Raw genomic sequence first — 18,101 nt, forward strand, 5'->3', positions numbered from 1 at the left:
CTATGATATGATTAGAGAAATGAATAGAGGGAAGAGGTGCGAAAATGACACAATCCGACTACATCGTAATAAAAGCTAAAGAAGACGGGGTAAATGTCATTGGTTTAACCCGCGGTGACGATACGAAATTTCACCATACAGAAAAACTAGATCGTGGCGAAGTAATGGTTGCACAATTTACGGAGCATACATCAGCGATGAAAATACGCGGGGATGCAGATATTCATACTGCGAATGGTGTTGTATCGAGCGAAGGGAAAAAATAACAAAGAAATTCAACGTTAGCAATGCATTTCCCCTGGACATCTTTGAATGGAGATTGACGATGGAAAGAGAAAACATTAACTATTGTATTTATAATTATATTGATGAATTAAGACTTGCTGTTCGTCAACCTATTCTGGAAAGAGATGTTGGCGATGTAGACGTTGATAAAGCGAAAGTTTTTTTCTTGCTGCTTCCGCTTTTGAACGGCGAGAGATGGACGGATTCTACTCATGCCGCTGCCGTCGCTGTAGGCGCAGTACATATTGCATTCGATGCCCACGATACAATTCATCATAAAGATGCTACATCCACCTTACAACAGCTCACAGTTCTTTCTGGAGACTACTTCAGTGGAATTCATTATAAAATTCTTGCTGCACTGCCGGACATCGATTTTATACGGAGTTTATCAATGAAAATCGGCCAAATTAATGAATTGAAAACAAATTATTATAAGCGTTCACCAATAGATGTAAATGAACTGTTTGAAACGGTTCAGAGTATTGAGACGAGTTGTATTACAGACTTTCTGTATACCTATGGGTTTTCTAAGTATATTCCGCTTGCATCTACGGCTTTGACACTACTAGCTTTAGATTCGACAATGAAGAAAACTACAAGTCGGAAAATACCTGATATCCTTGATTGGAAACTAGATCAATATGATTTAAACCAGGTGCTGTATAGCCTCAGAAGTAAACTGGATAGATTGATTGACGAGTCGGACTTTATGACACCTGTATTACAAAAGGAAATTCTGGGCATGACTGCACCGCTTCTTGGGAAAATGATCTGATGAAATGAGGGATGGGTCTTGGTTTTATCGAAAGAAGAAAAAGTCCACGACGTCTTTGAAAAAATATCGGCTGATTATGATAAAATGAATTCTGTAATCAGTTTCAATCAACATATAAAATGGCGGGATGACATTATGCGCCGCATGGCGGTACGCGATGGTGCATCAGCGTTAGATGTTTGTTGCGGTACAGCGGACTGGACAATAGCCTTGGCTAAGGCGGTTGGCGCGTCAGGTGACGTAACAGGGCTAGACTTTAGTGAAAGCATGCTTGAAGCGGGAAAAAGTAAAGTGCAACCGTATCCAAATATTTCTCTTATTCACGGAAATGCAATGGAATTGCCATTTCCAGACGAAACGTTTGACTATGTAACGATCGGATTCGGTCTTCGAAATGTACCGGATTACGAAAAGGTGCTAAGTGAAATGAAGCGTGTTTTGAAACCGGGTGGAATGATTGCGTGTTTGGACACGTCCCAACCTGAACTTCCTGTCTACAGGCAGTTATTTCGTTTTTATTTTAAATTTATTATGCCGATTTTCGGTAAATTGCTCGCGAAAAGTTACAGTGAGTATTCTTGGCTGCAAGAATCAGCAGAAGAATTCCCAGGCATGAAAAAATTGGCTGAATTATTCTCTGATGTAGGTTTTAAAAATGTTTCATTTAAATCATATAGCGGTGGCGCGGCGGCAGGCCATGTTGGATTTAAATAATAAATACCGCAGGGGAAGGTAGTCGTTTTGGAGAAATTACAAGTATTATCACTTTATGCTGACTTTCGAAAGGATCTCAATTACATAGAAAAACAACTTGAGCAATCAGTTCAGTCAGCATCCCCAATTATTCGGCAAGCATCGCTGCACCTGCTCCGGGCGGGCGGAAAACGCATCCGGCCAATTTTTGTGATTTTAGCCTCTGAATTTGGCAAGTATTCGTTGGAAGACGTATCCAAAGTTGCTGTTTCACTCGAGCTTATTCACATGGCATCACTTGTTCATGATGACGTTATCGATGACTCTGACATGCGGCGCGGTCTGAAAACAGTGAAAGCGAAATGGGATAATCGAATTGCGATGTATGCGGGCGATTATATTTTTTCACGTGCATTGCTTTCAATTGGTGAAATTGAAATGCCGGCTGCTCATCAATTACTTGCGAAAACGATGCTCGAAATTTGTCATGGCGAAATCATTCAAATTGATCAACAACGTGAAATGAACCAAACAGTTCGTGATTATTTACGTCGTATTAAACGAAAAACAGCGCTTTTGCTTTCCTCTAGTTGTGAACTTGGCGCGCTAGTTTCAGGTGCAGATGCTGGAGTAGTCAGAAAGCTAAGCCGCTTCGGCTATTATGCAGGAATGTCGTTTCAAATTATCGATGATATTCTTGATATTACTTCTACCGATAAAGAGTTGGGCAAGCCAGCAGGAAGCGATTTGTTAAACGGACATATTACCTTGCCGATTTTATACATAAAAGATCACCCTAGATTTATACCTTATTTGGAACGTGCATTTGAAGGTACATTAACAGAACTTGAACGCGAAGAAATGTTAACTTTCATACGTCAATCGGATGCTATACAAAAAGCGACGGTAGTCAGTGATTTGTATCTGCAAAAAGCGCTGAATGAAATTAATAGCTTGCCGAACATCCCAGCCAAAAAAGCCTTAGAACGTATTGCAGAGTTTATCGGGCAACGAAATTACTGACAACTTAATAGTTGAAAGGTAATGAAGCGGGTGGTACGATTTACAAGGGGAAATCCCCTACATATTATTGAGGGAGTGTTTGGAATGGAAAGAACTTTTTTAATGGTTAAACCTGATGGTGTTCAACGTAATTTAATTGGTGAAATTGTAAGTCGTTTTGAAAATAAAGGGTTCCAATTAGTTGGGGCGAAACTTATGCAAATTACTGAAGAACTTGCCGAGCAACACTACGGTGAGCATAAAGAACGTCCATTTTTTGGCGAGCTTGTAGAATTCATTACATCCGGTCCAGTTTTTGCAATGGTTTGGGAAGGTGAAAATGTTATCTCTACTGCACGTCTGCTTGTAGGGGCAACAAACCCGACTGAATCGGCTCCGGGAACAATTCGCGGCGATTTTGCTGTAACCGTCGGAAAGAACATTATTCACGGTTCAGATTCATCTGAATCAGCAGTTCGCGAAATTGGACTTTTCTTCAAAGAAGAGGAATTAGTTTCCTACGATAAAGGCATGAACAACTGGATTAACTAATTTTAAAAAAAGCAGCCAAGCGGTTTTCGCACGGCTGTTTTTGTATACATAAAAGTAAAGACGGAACTATCCGAATTCCTACTTCGGATAGTTTTAACTTATTATTGAAGTAACACGATGATATTGACCATACTTGAAATAATAGCAAAATAATAATTGAACAGAATATATTTATTAATAATAATGTATAGTCTAAAGACTAATAATTTGGTATAGTGCTATAAAACATACATAGGGGGAGACGGTATTGAGGTTTTTTACAGCAGGTGAATCACATGGTCCGCAACTGACGGCAATTATTGAAGGGCTTCCAGCTCAAATGGAATTGACGACTGAGATGATTAATGGTGAATTAGCAAGGCGCCAAGGTGGTCATGGCCGCGGTAGACGCATGCAAATTGAAACGGATGAGGTCGTGATTTCCTCTGGTGTTCGTCATGGGAAAACGCTCGGCTCTCCGGTAACATTAACGGTCGTCAATGACGATTGGAAACATTGGACAAAAATTATGGGCGTGGAGCCATTGGAAGAAAGTATGGATCCAGCTGATGTAAAACGACAAATTACGCGTCCTAGACCCGGTCATGCCGATCTTGTGGGCGGGATGAAATATGGTCACCGCGATTTGCGAAACGTGTTAGAACGTTCATCAGCGCGTGAAACAACTATGCGGGTTGCGGTGGGAGCGGTCGCGAAGAAATTTCTTGAGGAAATTGGCATAAGAACCGTTGCGCATGTTCATGAAATTGGCGGCATTAAGATCGACCCTACATTTTATGAAAATTTGTCGATGGATGAATTAAGAGAAATTATTGAACAAGATCCAGTTTATTGTGCAGATCCGGAGGCCTCAATCAAGATGGTTCAAGCAATCGATGACGCAAAAGGCCGCGGCGACACAATAGGCGGTGTCGTTGAAGTGATTATAGAAGGTTGTCCTCCCGGAATTGGAAGCTATGTGCAGTTTGACCGTAAGTTAGACGGAAAACTTGCCGGTGCAATGATGAGCATTAATGCATTTAAAGGCGTCGAAGTCGGTCTTGGATTTGAAATGGCAAGAAAACCCGGCAGTGAGGTACATGACGAAATTGCTTGGGATGAAGAAAGAGGATATTACCGAAAATCAAATCGACTCGGCGGACTTGAAGGCGGTATGTCAACAGGAATGCCGATTATTATCAGGGGCGTCATGAAACCGATACCGACATTGTATAAACCTTTGGAGAGTGTCGACATCGATACAAAGGAACCTTTCGTTGCAACGATAGAACGTTCAGACCCTTGTGCGGTTCCAGCAGCATCCGTAGTTGCTGAACATGTTATTGCTACAGAGTTAGCAAAGACGATTATGGAAGAGTTCCGCTCGGATACGATTGATGGTATTAGAAAAGAAATTGAAGCGCACAGACGATATGTAAAGGAGTTTTGAGTATGGGTAAACTATCGGTAAACATTGCAGATTCCTCATACGATGTTCATATTGGTGCAGATTCATATGAACTTTTCACAACGGATTATGCTGAGTTATTAAAAAGTGTAGATAAAATAGCAATCATAGCTGATGAGCATGTTGCTTCGCTTCATTTGTCTGTTTTGCAAAATTCATTGCAATCAATAGATTGTGAAATTGTTGTGAAGACGGTGCCTGCGGGTGAAAGCTGTAAAACAACGAATGTTTACACAGATTGTTTATCTTTTTTATTAACAAATGGCTTTACGCGTAATTCCTTATTAATTGCTTTTGGCGGAGGGGCATGCGGGGATCTTACTGGATTTGTCGCCGCCACATTTATGAGAGGTATCCGCTATATTCATTGTCCGACATCAATTTTGGCCCACGATAGTGCGGTCGGCGGGAAAACCGCGATTAATATGCCAGAGGGGAAAAACATGGTGGGATCATTTCACCAACCTTCTGGAGTCTTATTTAATGAAAATCTATTTAATACACTTCCGCCTAGGGAAATTAGATCTGGAATGGCAGAACTTATCAAACATGCATTTATCTCAGACAAAGTTTGGACGGAAGAGTTATTGTCTAATGACTCTTTTTCAAATCCATCATTGGAATGGCTCGCTCCCGAACTGCTCCGCGGAATTCATGTGAAGGCCAAAATTGTGGAAGAAGATGAATATGAAAAGTCTGTCCGAAAGTTTCTTAATTTTGGACATACTTTTGGTCATGCAGTGGAAGCGGTTTGCGGATTCGGAGGGTTGAGTCACGGGGAATGCGTCATGATTGGGATGGCTTACAGTTTACTCTTAAGTGAAACGGATGGGGAAGTAAATAAAAGTTTAACAAATGAATTTATACAATTTGCCTCAGCAAACGGGTATACGTTTACTCCAATTCACAAGCATTCATTTGAGACTTTTTATTCCTATATGACTTTAGATAAAAAAGCTTCATTCGGCAAGTTAAATTTTGTTTTACTTAAAAAAGTGGGAATTCCTTTCGTGAAAGAAATTCCAAAAGAACGATTAGAAAAAGCTTTTGAACAATTACAAAGTAGAACGGGGGGAACGGTATGACGGTTAGAGGAATACGAGGGGCAACGACTGTTGTTCAAGATGATGGAGATGCTGTTCTAGTGGCAACTGAAGCGTTGGTTAGAGAAATGGCTAAAGAAAACAATATAGCCCCAGAAGACATTATTTCTGTTTTAATATCCACGACTATGGATATTAAATCGGCATTTCCTGCAAAAGCAGTTAGAAGTATAGAAGGTTGGACGTATGTGCCAGTTATGTGTACGCATGAAATGAATGTTCCTGGTTCAATGCCGTTATGCATACGTATTCTCATGCATGCAAATTCTTCAATGGTTCAAAAAGAAGTTCATCATATTTATCAAAATGAGGCAACTAAGCTACGTCCAGATTTACAAAAATAGTTTACTAGTACTTTATCGGAGGGATAAATATGCACTGGAGAAAAGCATTAAAAGATATGAAACCTTATACACCAGGTAAATCAATTGAAGAAGTTAAAGAAATCTATGGTCTAACGGATGCTGTGAAATTAGCATCAAATGAAAATCCATATGGAACAGCGCCGGCTGTACAGGAATATTTTAAAAACATGTCTATTAATTTTGAAGTTTATCCGGATGGTTATGCTGGTGTTTTACGCACTAAGATGGCTGCAAAGCTTGGTGTAGCAGAAGATCGGCTCATCTTTGGAAGTGGTTCAGATGAACTTATCGTTATCATTGCGAGGGCGCTATTGGGACCGGGAACAAATTCCATTGTAGCAACGCCTACATTTCCTCAATACGCACATCATGCTGAAATCGAAGGAGCACAAGTAAAGGAGATTCCGCTTGTTGACGGCCAACATGATTTAAATGGATTTTTACAAGCAATCGATGCCAACACATCCGTCATTTGGTTGTGCAGTCCGAATAATCCAACAGGAAGTATTATCAATCATGAAGATTTGGTTGATTTTCTAGGGAAAATACCTGAAAATATTTTAGTCGTTATCGATGAAGCTTATTTTGAATATATCGTCGATCCAAATTACGTGAATACGATTGACTTAGTCGATCAATTTCATAATGTAATTGTGTTAAGAACTTTTTCTAAAGCATATGGACTCGCCGCTTTTCGAGTAGGTTACGGAATTAGTAATTCAGAAATCATTACTAATTTAGATATCGTCCGCAGTCCGTTTAATATAACGACAACCAGTTTGCAACTTGCAGAAGCAGCATTAGAAGATGATTCGTTTATTGCGATGTGCAGAAAACTAAATCGTGAACAAATGGATCGTTTCAAAGAGTTTGCAGAGGAAAATAATCTTCATGTATTTGATTCGGAAGCAAATTTCATGCTGATTGAAGTTCCAATGAGTGCAACTGAGGCTACTGAAAAACTTCTGGGACAAGGGTATATCGTTAGAAGTGGCGATGCGCTTGGCGTGCCTGGTTATATCCGAGTCACAATTGGAACCAAGTCTCAAAATGATGGGTTTTTAGAAGCGTTTTCATCATTAATCGAAGGTGCAGGGCTTGAAAAATGAAGGTGAATGTTTCAATAATTGGTCTTGGATTAATTGGCGGTTCACTAGGCCTTGCGCTTAAAAGAAACCGAGATATTCATATAACAGGTTTTGATAATTCTTATAGTACAATGCAAGAGGCGTATCGGCGCGGAATCATTGATACTATTGCAGTTTCTATCGATAGCGTGAGTGAAGATGCCGATATCATTATTTTTGCAACACCAGTGAATACAACGGTTCGATTATTAAAAGGTGTTCCAAATTGGAAATTGAAAAAAGATGTCATCATTACGGATACTGGAAGTACAAAAAGTCCAATCATGAAAGCCGCTGAACCGTTACTCGAACATGGAATTACCTTTATCGGTGGACATCCAATGGCGGGTTCTCATAAAAGCGGTGTTTCGGCGGCCCGTGAACATCTTTTTGAAAATGCCTATTACATACTGACACCAACTCACGAAGCTGAAAAGACTAAGGTCAATCAGCTTCGTGAATTACTAATCCCTACAAAAGGAAAAGTATCAATCCTAAATGCGGATGATCATGACCGCATGACAGCGATTGTGAGTCATTTTCCGCATCTCGTAGCATCTTCCTTGGTGGGGAGATTATGCGCGCAACAAAAAGAGCATCCGTTTGTTCGTGAGTTAGCTGCGGGCGGTTTTAGGGACATTACTCGAATCGCATCAGCTGATCCAATCATGTGGCGCGATATTACGACTCAAAACCGTGATGAACTATTAAACCAATTGGACGGATGGATGTTTGAAATGACGAATGTCCGAAATATGCTCCTTCAAAACGATTCGGAAAAAATCCAATCGTATTTCGATGAAGCTAAAACATTTCGTGATAATTTGCCAATTACAACCCAAGGCGCACTTTACATGACATACGATTTACATATTGATATACCAGATCATCCAGGAGTGATTTCAGAAGTCACAAAAATACTTGCAGATGAACGTATCAGTTTAACGAATATACGGATTGTCGAAACAAGGTCAGATGTTTTTGGGATTTTAGTGATTAGCTTTCAAACTGCTAAAGATCGGTTGAAAGCCCAAGTTGCACTTACGGAAGAAACTGATTATAGTTCACACATTGTTTAACTGGAGGGATCTATGATGGGGAATTTGAAAACGATTCATTATAATAAAGCTATAGTATCAGGTAAGCTTGAGGTACCGGGTGATAAATCTATTTCGCATCGAGCGATTATGCTGGGGTCAATTGCGGAAGGGAAAACGACAATATCAGGATTCCTAAACGGCGAAGATTGCTTGCGTACAATCGACATCTTTAAATTATTAGGTGTGTCGATTGAAAGAACAGGCACAGATGTTTCAATTGATAGCCCTGGAATAAACAATTGGAAAACGCCAACAGAAGAGTTATACGCGGGAAATTCAGGTACAACAGCTCGTCTGATGCTCGGGATTCTCGCAGGTGCTGCTATTTCTTCAGCCGTTTTAACAGGCGATGAATCATTATCTGTAAGACCAATGAATCGAGTAACAAACCCATTGCACGCAATGGGGGCTTCGATTTCAAGTGAAAACGATAAAGATTTTTTGCCATTAAAAATTGAGGCGGAATCTCTTACTGCAATCGATTACACGAACCCTGTTGCTAGTGCTCAGGTGAAATCAGCAATTCTTTTTGCCGGTTTACATGCAGAAGGAACGACGATTGTTCGTGAAAAAACGATATCGCGTGATCATACAGAACAAATGCTTTCCCATTTCGGAGCTGAGATTCAATCAAATAATGGGGAAATCAGCATCACTGGCGGCAGTTCGCTCAGTGGAACAAATGTACATGTCCCGGGTGATATATCGTCTGCTGCATTCTTCATGGTCGCCGCCGCGTTGGTAAAAGATAGTTCGATAACTTTTACTAATCTTGGGCTTAATCCTACGCGTTCTGGCATTCTTGATGTCTTACGGAACATGGGTGTAGACGTAAATGTGATGAATGAGTCGGCAGAAAACGGAGAACGTTCCGGAAATGTAACGATAGCATATAATAAAATAATCCCTACAGAAATAGGCGGTTCGCTCATTCCGCGACTAATTGATGAACTACCAATTATCGCTTTACTTGCAACGCAAGCTGAGGGTACTACGATTATTAAAGATGCATCCGAACTTCGCGTTAAAGAAACGGATCGAATTGCCGCAGTAACAAATGAGTTGACAAAACTTGGTGCGAATATCGAAGCAACTGATGATGGGATGATTATTCAAGGACCGACTGTACTTACAGGCGGTACTATGGATTCTTACGGCGACCATCGATTGGGAATGATGGCTGCAATTGCCTCGCTAATAACTACTGAACCGATTACTATAATAGATTCAGCGTGTATTGATATTTCATACCCTGCATTCTTTGAAGACTTAGAAATGATTGTTGGCAAATAGTTCCTTCTCATGACTATCAATAGAATGTATACATTGCGAAAGAACAGGTGAAAATATGGAACAGTTACAACTAATTGAACGATTAATCCAAGAAGGTGATGTCGACGCACTTGAGACTATAATTGACAAGTTAGCAAAATCTACAGACCTTGATATGCTTTACGAGGCAGCTACTATTTTTGCGTCTTATGGATTTATGGAAGAAGCGGATTTTCTATATGAAACATTGCTAAATCATTTACCCGATGAAGCCCAATTGAAAATTGACCGGGCAAGTATTTTAATTGAACTAGATAAAGAAGATGAAGCATTATTGCTTCTATCGGAAATAAAACCAACAGACGAAGAGTATGTTCAGGCTCTGTTAGCGCTTGCTGATTATTACCAGATGACAGGGTTAGCTGAAACGGCGTTAAGTAAAGTTCAAGAAGCCTATGCACTTCTTCCAAATGAACCAGTCATACGTTTTGCTTATGCAGAATTATTATTAGACTCAGGAAGATTTGGCGAAGCAGCTCGTTTTTATTCGGAGTTGAAAGAAGAAGTAGAAAGTATCGGTCATGTCAGTATTTCATCCCGATTGGCAGAAACTTATAGTGCCGGAGCCGCGTACGAACAATCAATACCTTATTATGAAGAGCTGTTGGAAGAGAATAGATTACCGGATACGCTTTTTGGTGCAGCTTTTGCATACTACCAGCTCGGGGAAGCTTCTAAAGCTATCCCGTTACTGAATGAACTTATCGAAATTGATCCAGATTATTATTCGGCTTATATGCTGGCTGGTCAGGCAATGCTATTGGATGGAAATGATGAAAAAGCTTATAAAACGTTCCAAAAAGGTATTAAAAGAGATGAATTTGATAAGGAACTTCAGCTTTCTGCAGGAAAATGCGCATTGAAAATGGGAAGTCCGGATAAGGCTGAACAACACTTGAAAGATGCGCTTGCACTTGATCCCGAATATGTTGATGCACTAATCACCTTAGCTTCACTCTATAATGAAAATGAACGAGATAACGATTTATTCGAGTTGCTTTCACTCGCAAAAGAAGAAAGTTTAGATATACCGTTATTAAATGCGTTTTTAGCATATGCTTATGAGAGAACAGAACAATTTAAAAAGGCATACGATTCATTTGCCAAGGCATATAGTGAGATGAAGGATGATTATGAATTTCTTTCTAAATACGCAAATTTTCTTATTGAAGAAGGAAAACAGAGGGAAGCAGTAGAAGTAGTAGAGCGGTTGGTAACGCTATTTCCAGAAGATCAAAATTGGAGAGCATTTCTCGAAGCGCAAACTGACGAGGAGGTGTGATATGACGGCCATGGTTCCTGTCGCTACGAAAAAGGAGTTTGTCCGATGGTTTTTAAAGCGGTACAAATTAAAGCGTCGTGAATGTGTATGGATTTTGAATTATCTTCTAAGTCATGAACAAATTTTACAAAACGTTCACTTTACAGATGAAGCGCATTATTGCCCGCGTGCTATGATTATTTCGACAACGAAATCAGAAAGTATTCCATTCCGATTTTATAAAGGTAATTTAATGACAGCTGATGCTGAAAAATCATTTCATGATTTACGACTTCATGAAGATGAAAAGATGTATATTCAATTAAATTTCCCGAATAGCCATTCGTGTCCGCAGTACGCAAGTGTTCGGGAAGAAAATCCTTTTCTTCCATCGTATTTGCAAGTGAGTGAAATGGATCGAAAAACTGCGGAAAGGCTAGTTGAGGAAAGTATCGCCGCAATGACTAAGGAAACATTGATGAAAGGTATTAACGAAGCGCTTGATACAAATGATAAAGAGCGTTTTATTACCCTTTCAAACTTATTAAATGAATCAAAAGTGAAGGGGAACTTGTGACTCCATCGATTTTGATGGAGTCATTTTCACTTTGTCAGGGGGATATAGTTGTGAATTGGAATGCAAAAGACATGGATACATACATGCAACAAAAGGAATACATTGACACACTTCTCGTTCCGCTTCTAAAGCTCGAGACGAATCCAGAAAACATGAAGAGCAGTTCGTCTTCAACAGAATTTCTTATGTATCTTTCTACTTTTATGGAAAATCAATTTAAAGGTCGAATCATGCTGCTACCACCGTTTTCTTATACGCAATCAATGGATTTGGAGATACTAGCTGAAACATTACAAAAGGATATTGATCTAATGGATTTTAAGCATGTGTTTTATTTAACGACTGATGCGAATTGGACGTCAAGTAAACTAGAAGATGTGATTTGGCTGCCGTCTATACCATTGGAAAGTATGGACAAGCAGTTAAGGCAAAAAATAATCGAAGATCAACTTAGACAAGTCTTGCCTCTTCTGACAAAAAAGTGGTCGGACTAAAAAAACTTCGAATTTGACTCCTATGGAATTACATAATTCTTGCTAGTCGGCTCATAAACCGTTAAAGTTGAATAAAATTCGTAAATTGTTCACAAATTTTGTTTTACTATGTCAAGTTAGATTGAATTTCCTGGATGATTAAGATATCATAGAAGTGTCCTAGTATTACATTTAGCAAAAGTTTGTCCGTTGGACTGACCTTTAAGTTAGAGGAGGGAAATGATGAGTAAGAATCGAGTGTCAAGACGCCAATTCCTTAGTTATTCGCTTATGGGGGTCGGTGGTTTCATGATTTCCGGAACATTAATGCCGATGCTTCGTTTCGCAGTCGATCCAGTATTGCAAAAATCCGGCATAGGGGATTTCACACCAACACCACAAAAAGTGGACGAGCTTACAGAAGAGCCCGTACGTGTCGATTACACGATTAAAGATCGTAAAGATGGTTGGTATGAATCTGATGTTTCATATACAGCATGGGTGTATAAAGATGGTGATGCGATCATCGCGCTTTCGCCAGTTTGTAAGCATCTTGGTTGTACTGTAAACTGGGGGTCTGAAGGCCATCCAAATGAATTCTTTTGTCCGTGCCATGCAGGCCGGTACACGAAAAATGGTGCCAACGTTAAAGGAACTCCGCCTATTGGGCCACTAGACGAATATGAAGTACTGGTGAAAGATGGTTTACTTTATCTTGGAGGAACGAAACCGAACGAATTAGTTTAAAATTGTTAGGGGGTACGACCGAAGTGCTAAACAAAATTTATGATTGGGTTGATGAACGGTTAGATATCACACCAATTTGGCGCGATATCGCGGACCACGAAGTACCTGAGCACGTAAACCCTGCACATCATTTTTCTGCATTCATTTATTGTTTTGGAGGATTGACATTTTTTATAACTGTCATTCAAATTTTGTCGGGGATGTTCCTGACAATGTATTATACTCCCGATATTGAAAATGCATGGAAATCCGTTTACTACCTTCAAAACGAAGTAGCATTCGGTGAAATTGTGCGTGGTATGCATCACTGGGGAGCTTCACTCGTCATTGTCATGATGTTCCTTCATACGCTGCGTGTTTTCTTTACAGGTTCGTACAAGAAGCCTCGTGAACTGAATTGGATCGTAGGGGTATTAATATTCGTTACGATGCTTGGACTCGGTTTCACAGGATACTTATTACCATGGGATATGAAAGCATTGTTCGCTACGAAAGTAGGAATTGAAATTGCGGCATCCGTCCCATTCATTGGGGAACAAATTAAGATTCTTCTTGCAGGAGATTCTGAAATTCTCGGTGCACAGACATTAACGCGCTTTTTCGCGATCCATGTATTCTTCCTACCGGCCGCTTTGCTTGGGTTGCTTGCGGCACACTTTGTATTTATAAGAAGACAAGGTATTTCAGGACCGCTATAAGTTTTAAGAAATATACATATAGCGTGTAACGATTTAAAAAAGGAGGGGACATATATGCAACGCGGAAAAGGGATGAAGTTTGTTGGGGATTCTCGCATTAAGGCTAATCATAAAATGCCGAACGTCCCAAAAGACTACTCAGAACATCCAGGGAAAACAGAAGCATTTTGGCCGAACTTCTTACTGAAAGAATGGTTAATCGGTGCAGTTTTCTTAATTGGATATTTAGTATTAACACTTGCAAATCCGGCTCCGCTTGAGCGTCAAGCGGACCCGACAGATACAATGTATATTCCAGTTCCGGATTGGTACTTCTTATCGATGTACCAACTTTTGAAATATGAATTTGCTTCAGGACCATGGAACATCGTAGGGGCTCTTATAATGCCTGGATTAGCAATTGGTGCACTTATGTTAGTTCCTTTCATGGATACTACAAAAGAGCGTCGTCCATTTAAGCGTCCGCTTCCAACAGCATTCATGCTACTCGCAGTTTCTGCTCTTATTTATTTGACTTGGGAATCTGTCGCTAACCACGACTGGGAACTTGCAGCAAGACAGGGTGCAATTGTCGAGGAAGTAGAGTTCGATATGGAGTCAGAAGGTTATCATATTTACGCGGAATCATCATGTATCGGTTGTCACGGGGATTCATTCGAAGGTGGAATGGGTGCTACCCTAATTGATACTGGTTTAACTGCAGATGAAATTGCAGATATCGCCGTTAACGGTACTGAAAATGGAAAAATGGCTCCTGGCTATTGGGACGGTACCGATGAAGAATTACAAGTTTTATCAGAGTTTATCTCAGAATTAAAAAATGATTAATATAAAAAGAGTCAGGTAACCAACTCCCTTTGGGGGAGTTGGAACTTAACTCCCTTTACGGGGATTTAAGCAACTAACTCTCCTTTGCGGGGAGTTGAGTAACTGACTCTTTTTTTTGTATTCATACATAAATAAGTGGAGAGATGTATATATGATGACATTGTTATCAAGAATCTGGTTGTTACTATCGCATAAATCTTTTCTCTGGTTGTTACTATTTGTCAATTTGTCTGGCACTGTTTACGGGTATGATTGGTATAAGTGGCAACTGGTAATTACCGAACCAAAGTATTGGATATTTGTTCCAGACAGTCCGACTGCCAGCTTGTTTTTCACATTAGCGATAATCGGTTGGTTGATCAATCGAAACTTTAAATTAATTGAGGCATTAGCACTCATCACGCTTGTCAAATACGGTCTTTGGGCAGTCGTCATGAATTTGTTAACACTCATTGAAACAGGTTCGATCGGTTGGGTTGGATGGATGTTGATCACTTCACATTTTGCAATGGCTGTCCAAGCAATCTTATATATTCCATTTTATAAATTCGGGTTTGGTCATATTACGCTCGCTGCAATTTGGACGTTGCATAACGATGTCATCGACTATATATTCGGGCAAATGCCGATATATAGCAATTTGATGAAGTACAGCAATCAAATCGGTTATTTCACATTTTGGCTTTCGATTGCCTGTATCGCGATTGCTTATTTTGTTTGGCGTGAAAGAACGCAAACTCCTATATCGTCATAGCAAATAGTTGCGATGTATCCTTTAGCGATATAAAATAGTAATAGAGATAAAAGAGGAGGAAATGCAGAAATGGGTTCATATCTAATTTACTTGGCGATTATTATCATATTGCCACTGTACGCACAATATAAAGTGAAAAGCACGTACAATAAATATTCTAAAATTCGTTCGACATCCGGAATGACCGGCGCTCAAGCTGCTCGGTTAATATTAGATCAAAATGGTCTGCAAAATGTCAAAGTCGTTGAATCAAAAGGATTCCTTAGCGATCATTATAATCCGGTCACGAAAACCGTTGCCCTTTCTACTCATAACTACCACGAGGCTTCAGTAGCAGGCACGGCAGTTGCTGCACATGAAGTCGGTCATGCGATTCAAGACCAAGAAGCTTATTCCTTTTTGCGTCTGCGTCACCGTTTAGTACCGGTTGCCAGCCTTACATCGAACGCTTCATGGGTTTTCATCATGATCGGTATTATTTTTTCAAGTATGAACTCGTTACTTGGAATCGGGATTGCACTTCTTGCAGTAGGCGTTGTCTTTCAAATCGTTACATTACCAGTAGAGTTCAATGCTTCCAGTCGAGCGATGAATCAAATCGTCAGTCTTGGTATCATTCGTAATGAAGAAGAAGCGCATGCTAAGAAAGTACTGAACGCAGCGGCAATGACATATGTTGCGGCAGCGGCAGTTGCAGTACTTGAATTGGTTCGTCTTCTCTTGATTTTCACTAGCCGAGACTAATTGAACGAACAAAAGGTCTGTCCCAATTTGAAAAGGGATAGACCTTTTTTGTAGAAGAAACACTATGGATTAATCGGTCTTTTTTGCTCATCAAGTGTAAATCCTTCACCCAAAACTTCATGGACATCTATTAGTGAAACAAAGGCGTGTTCATCAATGGATGCTATGATGTTTTTCAACCGAACAATTTCGTTTCTGCCAACAACGCAATAAAGTACTTGTCGGTCTGATTTAGTGAAATGCCCGTAACCAGATAACACTGTCACGCCACGGTCCATTTGGGCAGTGATTTTAGTAGCTATTTCATTGTGATAACCTGAAATGATTAAAGCGCCTCTTGCTGCATATGCGCCTTCTTGAACAAAATCAATAACACGAGCCCCGACAAAAACCGCGACAAGCGTATACATCATTGATCGGGAGTTAAGATAGACAACCCAAGAAAGCAAGATGACGAATGCATCGAAGAGGAACATAGTTTTTCCCATGCCCCATCCAAGGTATTTATGTCCTAAACGTGCGATAATATCTACACCGCCCGTTGTTCCACCGTATCTGAAAATTATACCAAGACCAACGCCAATAAAAAGTCCTGCAAATAACGCTACAAGAACCATATCGTCTTGCATATGAAAATCAATTTGGTAAATCATAAATACTTTTATGAATATCGAGACAGCAATCGTACCAATGACGGTATAGATAAACACGAGTCTTCCTAGCAATTTCCACCCGATGATAAACATGGGGATATTTAAAACTAAGTTCATTAGTGCAGGATCCCAATTGAAAGCAAAGAGGAGGATAAGGGTGATTCCAGTAAAGCCGCCTTCTGCTAATTCATTTTGAATATTAAAGTGAACGAGGCCAAAACTAAATATTGCTGCGCCTAGTAGAATGAAAATAATGTTTTTAACCCTAACTCCATTAAACATATTAAAGCCGCCTTTCGAATGAATTACGCTTAAACATAACCAGCGTCCATTTTGAACCCTGTTGGAGCAATATTCCTATTATCATCCATATTTATATCTTTGACAACCGTGAAGTAAATTTATACGATAGGAGAGAGTTAAGAAATGACAAATAAGACATTACTAGACCTGCAAGACGAAGTTGATACATACATAAATGGTTTTGAAGAAGGTTATTTTCCACCGATGGAACTCCTGGCTCGATTAACAGAGGAATTGGGAGAATTATCTAGGGAAGTGCAGCATGTTTATGGCATGAAAAAGAAAAAAACTGGAGAAGCCATCCGCTCATTAGAAGAGGAAACAGGGGATCTGTTTTTTGTTCTCGTCTGTTTTGCGAACTCGCAAGGAATCAGTTTAGAAAAAGCACTTACTTCAGTAGTAGAAAAATTTAAAGTTCGTGATGCAAATCGTTGGACTATAAAGGAGGAGCAATAAAAAATGACGATTCGAATCGCGATTGCCGGTGCACGGGGGAGAATGGGAACCGCGGCAGTGAAGGCATTAATGGATATTGAAGATATGGAAGTCGTTGCTGCATTAGATTATAAAGGTGAAGGACTTTTTTTACATGGAGAAAGTTTAACGGATGATGCCAGCGGGATTCCGGTTTATACATCTTTTGACCACTTAGCAAACGAAACCAAACCCGATATCCTTTTGGAGTTAACCACACCAGATACTGTATTTGAAAATATGCATAAGGCGATTACATATGGAGTTAGACCTATCGTTGGAACATCGGGCTTATCGTTAGAACAAATTGAAGAAATAACGGAATTTGCAAATAAAAATAAAGTCGGCGGAATAATTGCCCCGAATTTCTCAGTAGGTGCGGTTTTAATGATGAAATTTGCAGCGATGGCATCTCGTTATCTCGGCGATGTCGAAATCATAGAATCTCATCATGATCAAAAAATAGACGCCCCGTCGGGAACCGCGACTAAAACAGCAGATATGATCAAAGAATACAGAAAATCACATGTTCAAGGTCATCCAGATGAGAAGGAACATATGCCCGGCGCACGTGGTGCATCAATCGATGGTATAAGATTACATAGTGTTCGGCTGCCGGGATTACTTGCACATCAAGAAGTAATGTTAGGCAGTGCAGGTGAACTACTCACAATCAGGCATGATTCATTCGATCGTAGTTGCTTTATGCCCGGGATCGTAATGGCGATACGCAATGTAATGGAAAGAAACGATCTTGTTTATGGACTCGAACATATTATCGAGTAGGACGTTTTCGAAAGGGGGG

General features: G+C 40.0%; 22 protein-coding genes. 21 read left to right on the forward strand and 1 reads right to left on the reverse strand.

From position 1 onward, the window contains the following. Window positions 1-44 precede the first annotated feature (44 nt). From mtrB to JSQ81_RS00585, 19 genes are all read left to right on the forward strand, one after another. Window positions 45-266: a trp RNA-binding attenuation protein MtrB gene (gene mtrB / locus JSQ81_RS00495; RefSeq protein WP_172369404.1), complete on the forward strand. Its 222-nt coding sequence runs from the start codon at window positions 45-47 to the stop codon at window positions 264-266. Window positions 267-325: 59 nt separating this feature from the next. After that, window positions 326-1,063, forward strand: coding sequence for a heptaprenyl diphosphate synthase component 1 (locus JSQ81_RS00500; RefSeq protein ID WP_212605806.1), 738 nt, complete (start codon window positions 326-328; stop codon window positions 1,061-1,063). Window positions 1,064-1,081: 18 nt separating this feature from the next. After that, window positions 1,082-1,777 carry a demethylmenaquinone methyltransferase gene (locus JSQ81_RS00505; RefSeq protein ID WP_212605807.1) on the forward strand — a complete coding sequence of 232 codons (696 nt, stop codon included), beginning with the start codon at window positions 1,082-1,084 and terminating at the stop codon, window positions 1,775-1,777. Between the two features lie 27 nt (window positions 1,778-1,804). Continuing rightward, entirely contained in the window at window positions 1,805-2,779 is a 975-nt protein-coding gene (locus JSQ81_RS00510) for a polyprenyl synthetase family protein (protein ID WP_212605808.1), read from the forward strand. An 84-nt stretch (window positions 2,780-2,863) separates the two neighbouring features. Further along, a complete protein-coding gene (gene ndk, locus JSQ81_RS00515; protein ID WP_212605809.1) occupies window positions 2,864-3,310 on the forward strand; it encodes a nucleoside-diphosphate kinase in 447 nt (148 codons plus the stop codon). Between the two features lie 247 nt (window positions 3,311-3,557). Further along, the gene (gene aroC / locus JSQ81_RS00520) at window positions 3,558-4,739 is read left to right on the forward strand and encodes a chorismate synthase (protein ID WP_212605810.1); all 1,182 of its coding nucleotides are present in this window, start codon (window positions 3,558-3,560) and stop codon (window positions 4,737-4,739) included. 2 nt (window positions 4,740-4,741) lie between these two features. Continuing rightward, window positions 4,742-5,842, forward strand: a complete 1,101-nt coding sequence (gene aroB / locus JSQ81_RS00525) for a 3-dehydroquinate synthase (protein ID WP_212605811.1) — start codon at window positions 4,742-4,744, stop codon at window positions 5,840-5,842. Further along, window positions 5,839-6,204 carry a chorismate mutase gene (gene aroH / locus JSQ81_RS00530; RefSeq protein ID WP_212605812.1) on the forward strand — a complete coding sequence of 122 codons (366 nt, stop codon included), beginning with the start codon at window positions 5,839-5,841 and terminating at the stop codon, window positions 6,202-6,204. Before aroB ends, aroH begins: the two co-directional genes overlap by 4 nt. Before the next feature lie 29 nt (window positions 6,205-6,233). Then, window positions 6,234-7,334 (forward strand): histidinol-phosphate transaminase, encoded by a 1,101-nt coding sequence (gene hisC / locus JSQ81_RS00535; protein ID WP_212605813.1) that lies wholly within the window; start codon window positions 6,234-6,236, stop codon window positions 7,332-7,334. Next, on the forward strand, window positions 7,331-8,431 hold the full coding sequence (locus tag JSQ81_RS00540; RefSeq protein WP_212605814.1) for a prephenate dehydrogenase: 1,101 nt from the start codon (window positions 7,331-7,333) through the stop codon (window positions 8,429-8,431). Before hisC ends, JSQ81_RS00540 begins: the two co-directional genes overlap by 4 nt. 15 nt (window positions 8,432-8,446) lie before the next feature. Then, window positions 8,447-9,745 (forward strand): 3-phosphoshikimate 1-carboxyvinyltransferase, encoded by a 1,299-nt coding sequence (gene aroA / locus JSQ81_RS00545; RefSeq protein WP_371812490.1) that lies wholly within the window; start codon window positions 8,447-8,449, stop codon window positions 9,743-9,745. 55 nt (window positions 9,746-9,800) lie between these two features. Beyond that, on the forward strand, window positions 9,801-11,066 hold the full coding sequence (locus tag JSQ81_RS00550; protein WP_212605816.1) for a tetratricopeptide repeat protein: 1,266 nt from the start codon (window positions 9,801-9,803) through the stop codon (window positions 11,064-11,066). Between the two features lies 1 nt (window position 11,067). After that, complete coding sequence (locus JSQ81_RS00555; RefSeq protein WP_212605817.1) at window positions 11,068-11,622, forward strand: ReoY family proteolytic degradation factor; 555 nt, start codon at window positions 11,068-11,070, stop codon at window positions 11,620-11,622. A gap of 50 nt (window positions 11,623-11,672) precedes the next feature. After that, complete coding sequence (locus JSQ81_RS00560) at window positions 11,673-12,116, forward strand: DUF2487 family protein (protein WP_212605818.1); 444 nt, start codon at window positions 11,673-11,675, stop codon at window positions 12,114-12,116. Window positions 12,117-12,338: 222 nt separating this feature from the next. Then, on the forward strand, window positions 12,339-12,842 hold the full coding sequence (locus tag JSQ81_RS00565) for a QcrA and Rieske domain-containing protein (protein ID WP_212605819.1): 504 nt from the start codon (window positions 12,339-12,341) through the stop codon (window positions 12,840-12,842). 23 nt (window positions 12,843-12,865) lie between these two features. Next, window positions 12,866-13,540: a menaquinol-cytochrome c reductase cytochrome b subunit gene (qcrB, locus tag JSQ81_RS00570; protein ID WP_210469180.1), complete on the forward strand. Its 675-nt coding sequence runs from the start codon at window positions 12,866-12,868 to the stop codon at window positions 13,538-13,540. A gap of 54 nt (window positions 13,541-13,594) precedes the next feature. After that, a complete protein-coding gene (locus JSQ81_RS00575) occupies window positions 13,595-14,368 on the forward strand; it encodes a menaquinol-cytochrome c reductase cytochrome b/c subunit (protein ID WP_212605820.1) in 774 nt (257 codons plus the stop codon). A 151-nt stretch (window positions 14,369-14,519) separates the two neighbouring features. Next, window positions 14,520-15,122 (forward strand): lipoprotein heptaprenylglyceryl N-acetyltransferase LhaT, encoded by a 603-nt coding sequence (locus tag JSQ81_RS00580; RefSeq protein WP_212605821.1) that lies wholly within the window; start codon window positions 14,520-14,522, stop codon window positions 15,120-15,122. A 69-nt stretch (window positions 15,123-15,191) separates the two neighbouring features. Beyond that, window positions 15,192-15,866: a zinc metallopeptidase gene (locus tag JSQ81_RS00585; protein ID WP_212605822.1), complete on the forward strand. Its 675-nt coding sequence runs from the start codon at window positions 15,192-15,194 to the stop codon at window positions 15,864-15,866. Window positions 15,867-15,928: 62 nt separating this feature from the next. Here JSQ81_RS00585 and JSQ81_RS00590 read toward each other — a convergent pair whose 3' ends face one another. Then, a complete protein-coding gene (locus JSQ81_RS00590; protein ID WP_212605823.1) occupies window positions 15,929-16,801 on the reverse strand; it encodes a YitT family protein in 873 nt (290 codons plus the stop codon). Window positions 16,802-16,945: 144 nt separating this feature from the next. Here JSQ81_RS00590 and JSQ81_RS00595 point away from each other — a divergent pair, with 144 nt between their 5' ends. Next, window positions 16,946-17,278, forward strand: a complete 333-nt coding sequence (locus tag JSQ81_RS00595) for a nucleotide pyrophosphohydrolase (protein WP_212605824.1) — start codon at window positions 16,946-16,948, stop codon at window positions 17,276-17,278. Between the two features lie 3 nt (window positions 17,279-17,281). After that, window positions 17,282-18,082, forward strand: coding sequence for a 4-hydroxy-tetrahydrodipicolinate reductase (gene dapB / locus JSQ81_RS00600; RefSeq protein WP_212605825.1), 801 nt, complete (start codon window positions 17,282-17,284; stop codon window positions 18,080-18,082). Window positions 18,083-18,101 lie beyond the last annotated feature (19 nt).

The sequence above is a fragment of the Sporosarcina sp. Marseille-Q4063 genome (genome assembly GCF_018309085.1).
Lineage (GTDB): Bacteria > Bacillota > Bacilli > Bacillales_A > Planococcaceae > Sporosarcina.

Bases quoted from the DNA above. Each gene is read 5' to 3' on its own strand.
- JSQ81_RS00550 (WP_212605816.1), top strand. From the start codon at position 9,801: ATGGAACAGTTACAACTAATTGAACGATTAATCCAAGAAGGTGATGTC.
- JSQ81_RS00500 (WP_212605806.1), top strand. From the start codon at position 326: ATGGAAAGAGAAAACATTAACTATTGTATTTATAATTATATTGATGAA.
- JSQ81_RS00585 (WP_212605822.1), top strand. From the start codon at position 15,192: ATGGGTTCATATCTAATTTACTTGGCGATTATTATCATATTGCCACTG.
- aroB (WP_212605811.1), top strand. From the start codon at position 4,742: ATGGGTAAACTATCGGTAAACATTGCAGATTCCTCATACGATGTTCAT.
- aroH (WP_212605812.1), top strand. From the start codon at position 5,839: ATGACGGTTAGAGGAATACGAGGGGCAACGACTGTTGTTCAAGATGAT.
- JSQ81_RS00555 (WP_212605817.1), top strand. From the start codon at position 11,068: ATGACGGCCATGGTTCCTGTCGCTACGAAAAAGGAGTTTGTCCGATGG.
- hisC (WP_212605813.1), top strand. From the start codon at position 6,234: ATGCACTGGAGAAAAGCATTAAAAGATATGAAACCTTATACACCAGGT.
- dapB (WP_212605825.1), top strand. From the start codon at position 17,282: ATGACGATTCGAATCGCGATTGCCGGTGCACGGGGGAGAATGGGAACC.
- ndk (WP_212605809.1), top strand. From the start codon at position 2,864: ATGGAAAGAACTTTTTTAATGGTTAAACCTGATGGTGTTCAACGTAAT.
- JSQ81_RS00565 (WP_212605819.1), top strand. From the start codon at position 12,339: ATGAGTAAGAATCGAGTGTCAAGACGCCAATTCCTTAGTTATTCGCTT.
- JSQ81_RS00575 (WP_212605820.1), top strand. From the start codon at position 13,595: ATGCAACGCGGAAAAGGGATGAAGTTTGTTGGGGATTCTCGCATTAAG.
- JSQ81_RS00540 (WP_212605814.1), top strand. From the start codon at position 7,331: ATGAAGGTGAATGTTTCAATAATTGGTCTTGGATTAATTGGCGGTTCA.
- JSQ81_RS00590 (WP_212605823.1), bottom strand. From the start codon at position 16,801: ATGTTTAATGGAGTTAGGGTTAAAAACATTATTTTCATTCTACTAGGC.
- mtrB (WP_172369404.1), top strand. From the start codon at position 45: ATGACACAATCCGACTACATCGTAATAAAAGCTAAAGAAGACGGGGTA.
- aroA (WP_371812490.1), top strand. From the start codon at position 8,447: ATGGGGAATTTGAAAACGATTCATTATAATAAAGCTATAGTATCAGGT.
- JSQ81_RS00580 (WP_212605821.1), top strand. From the start codon at position 14,520: ATGATGACATTGTTATCAAGAATCTGGTTGTTACTATCGCATAAATCT.
- JSQ81_RS00595 (WP_212605824.1), top strand. From the start codon at position 16,946: ATGACAAATAAGACATTACTAGACCTGCAAGACGAAGTTGATACATAC.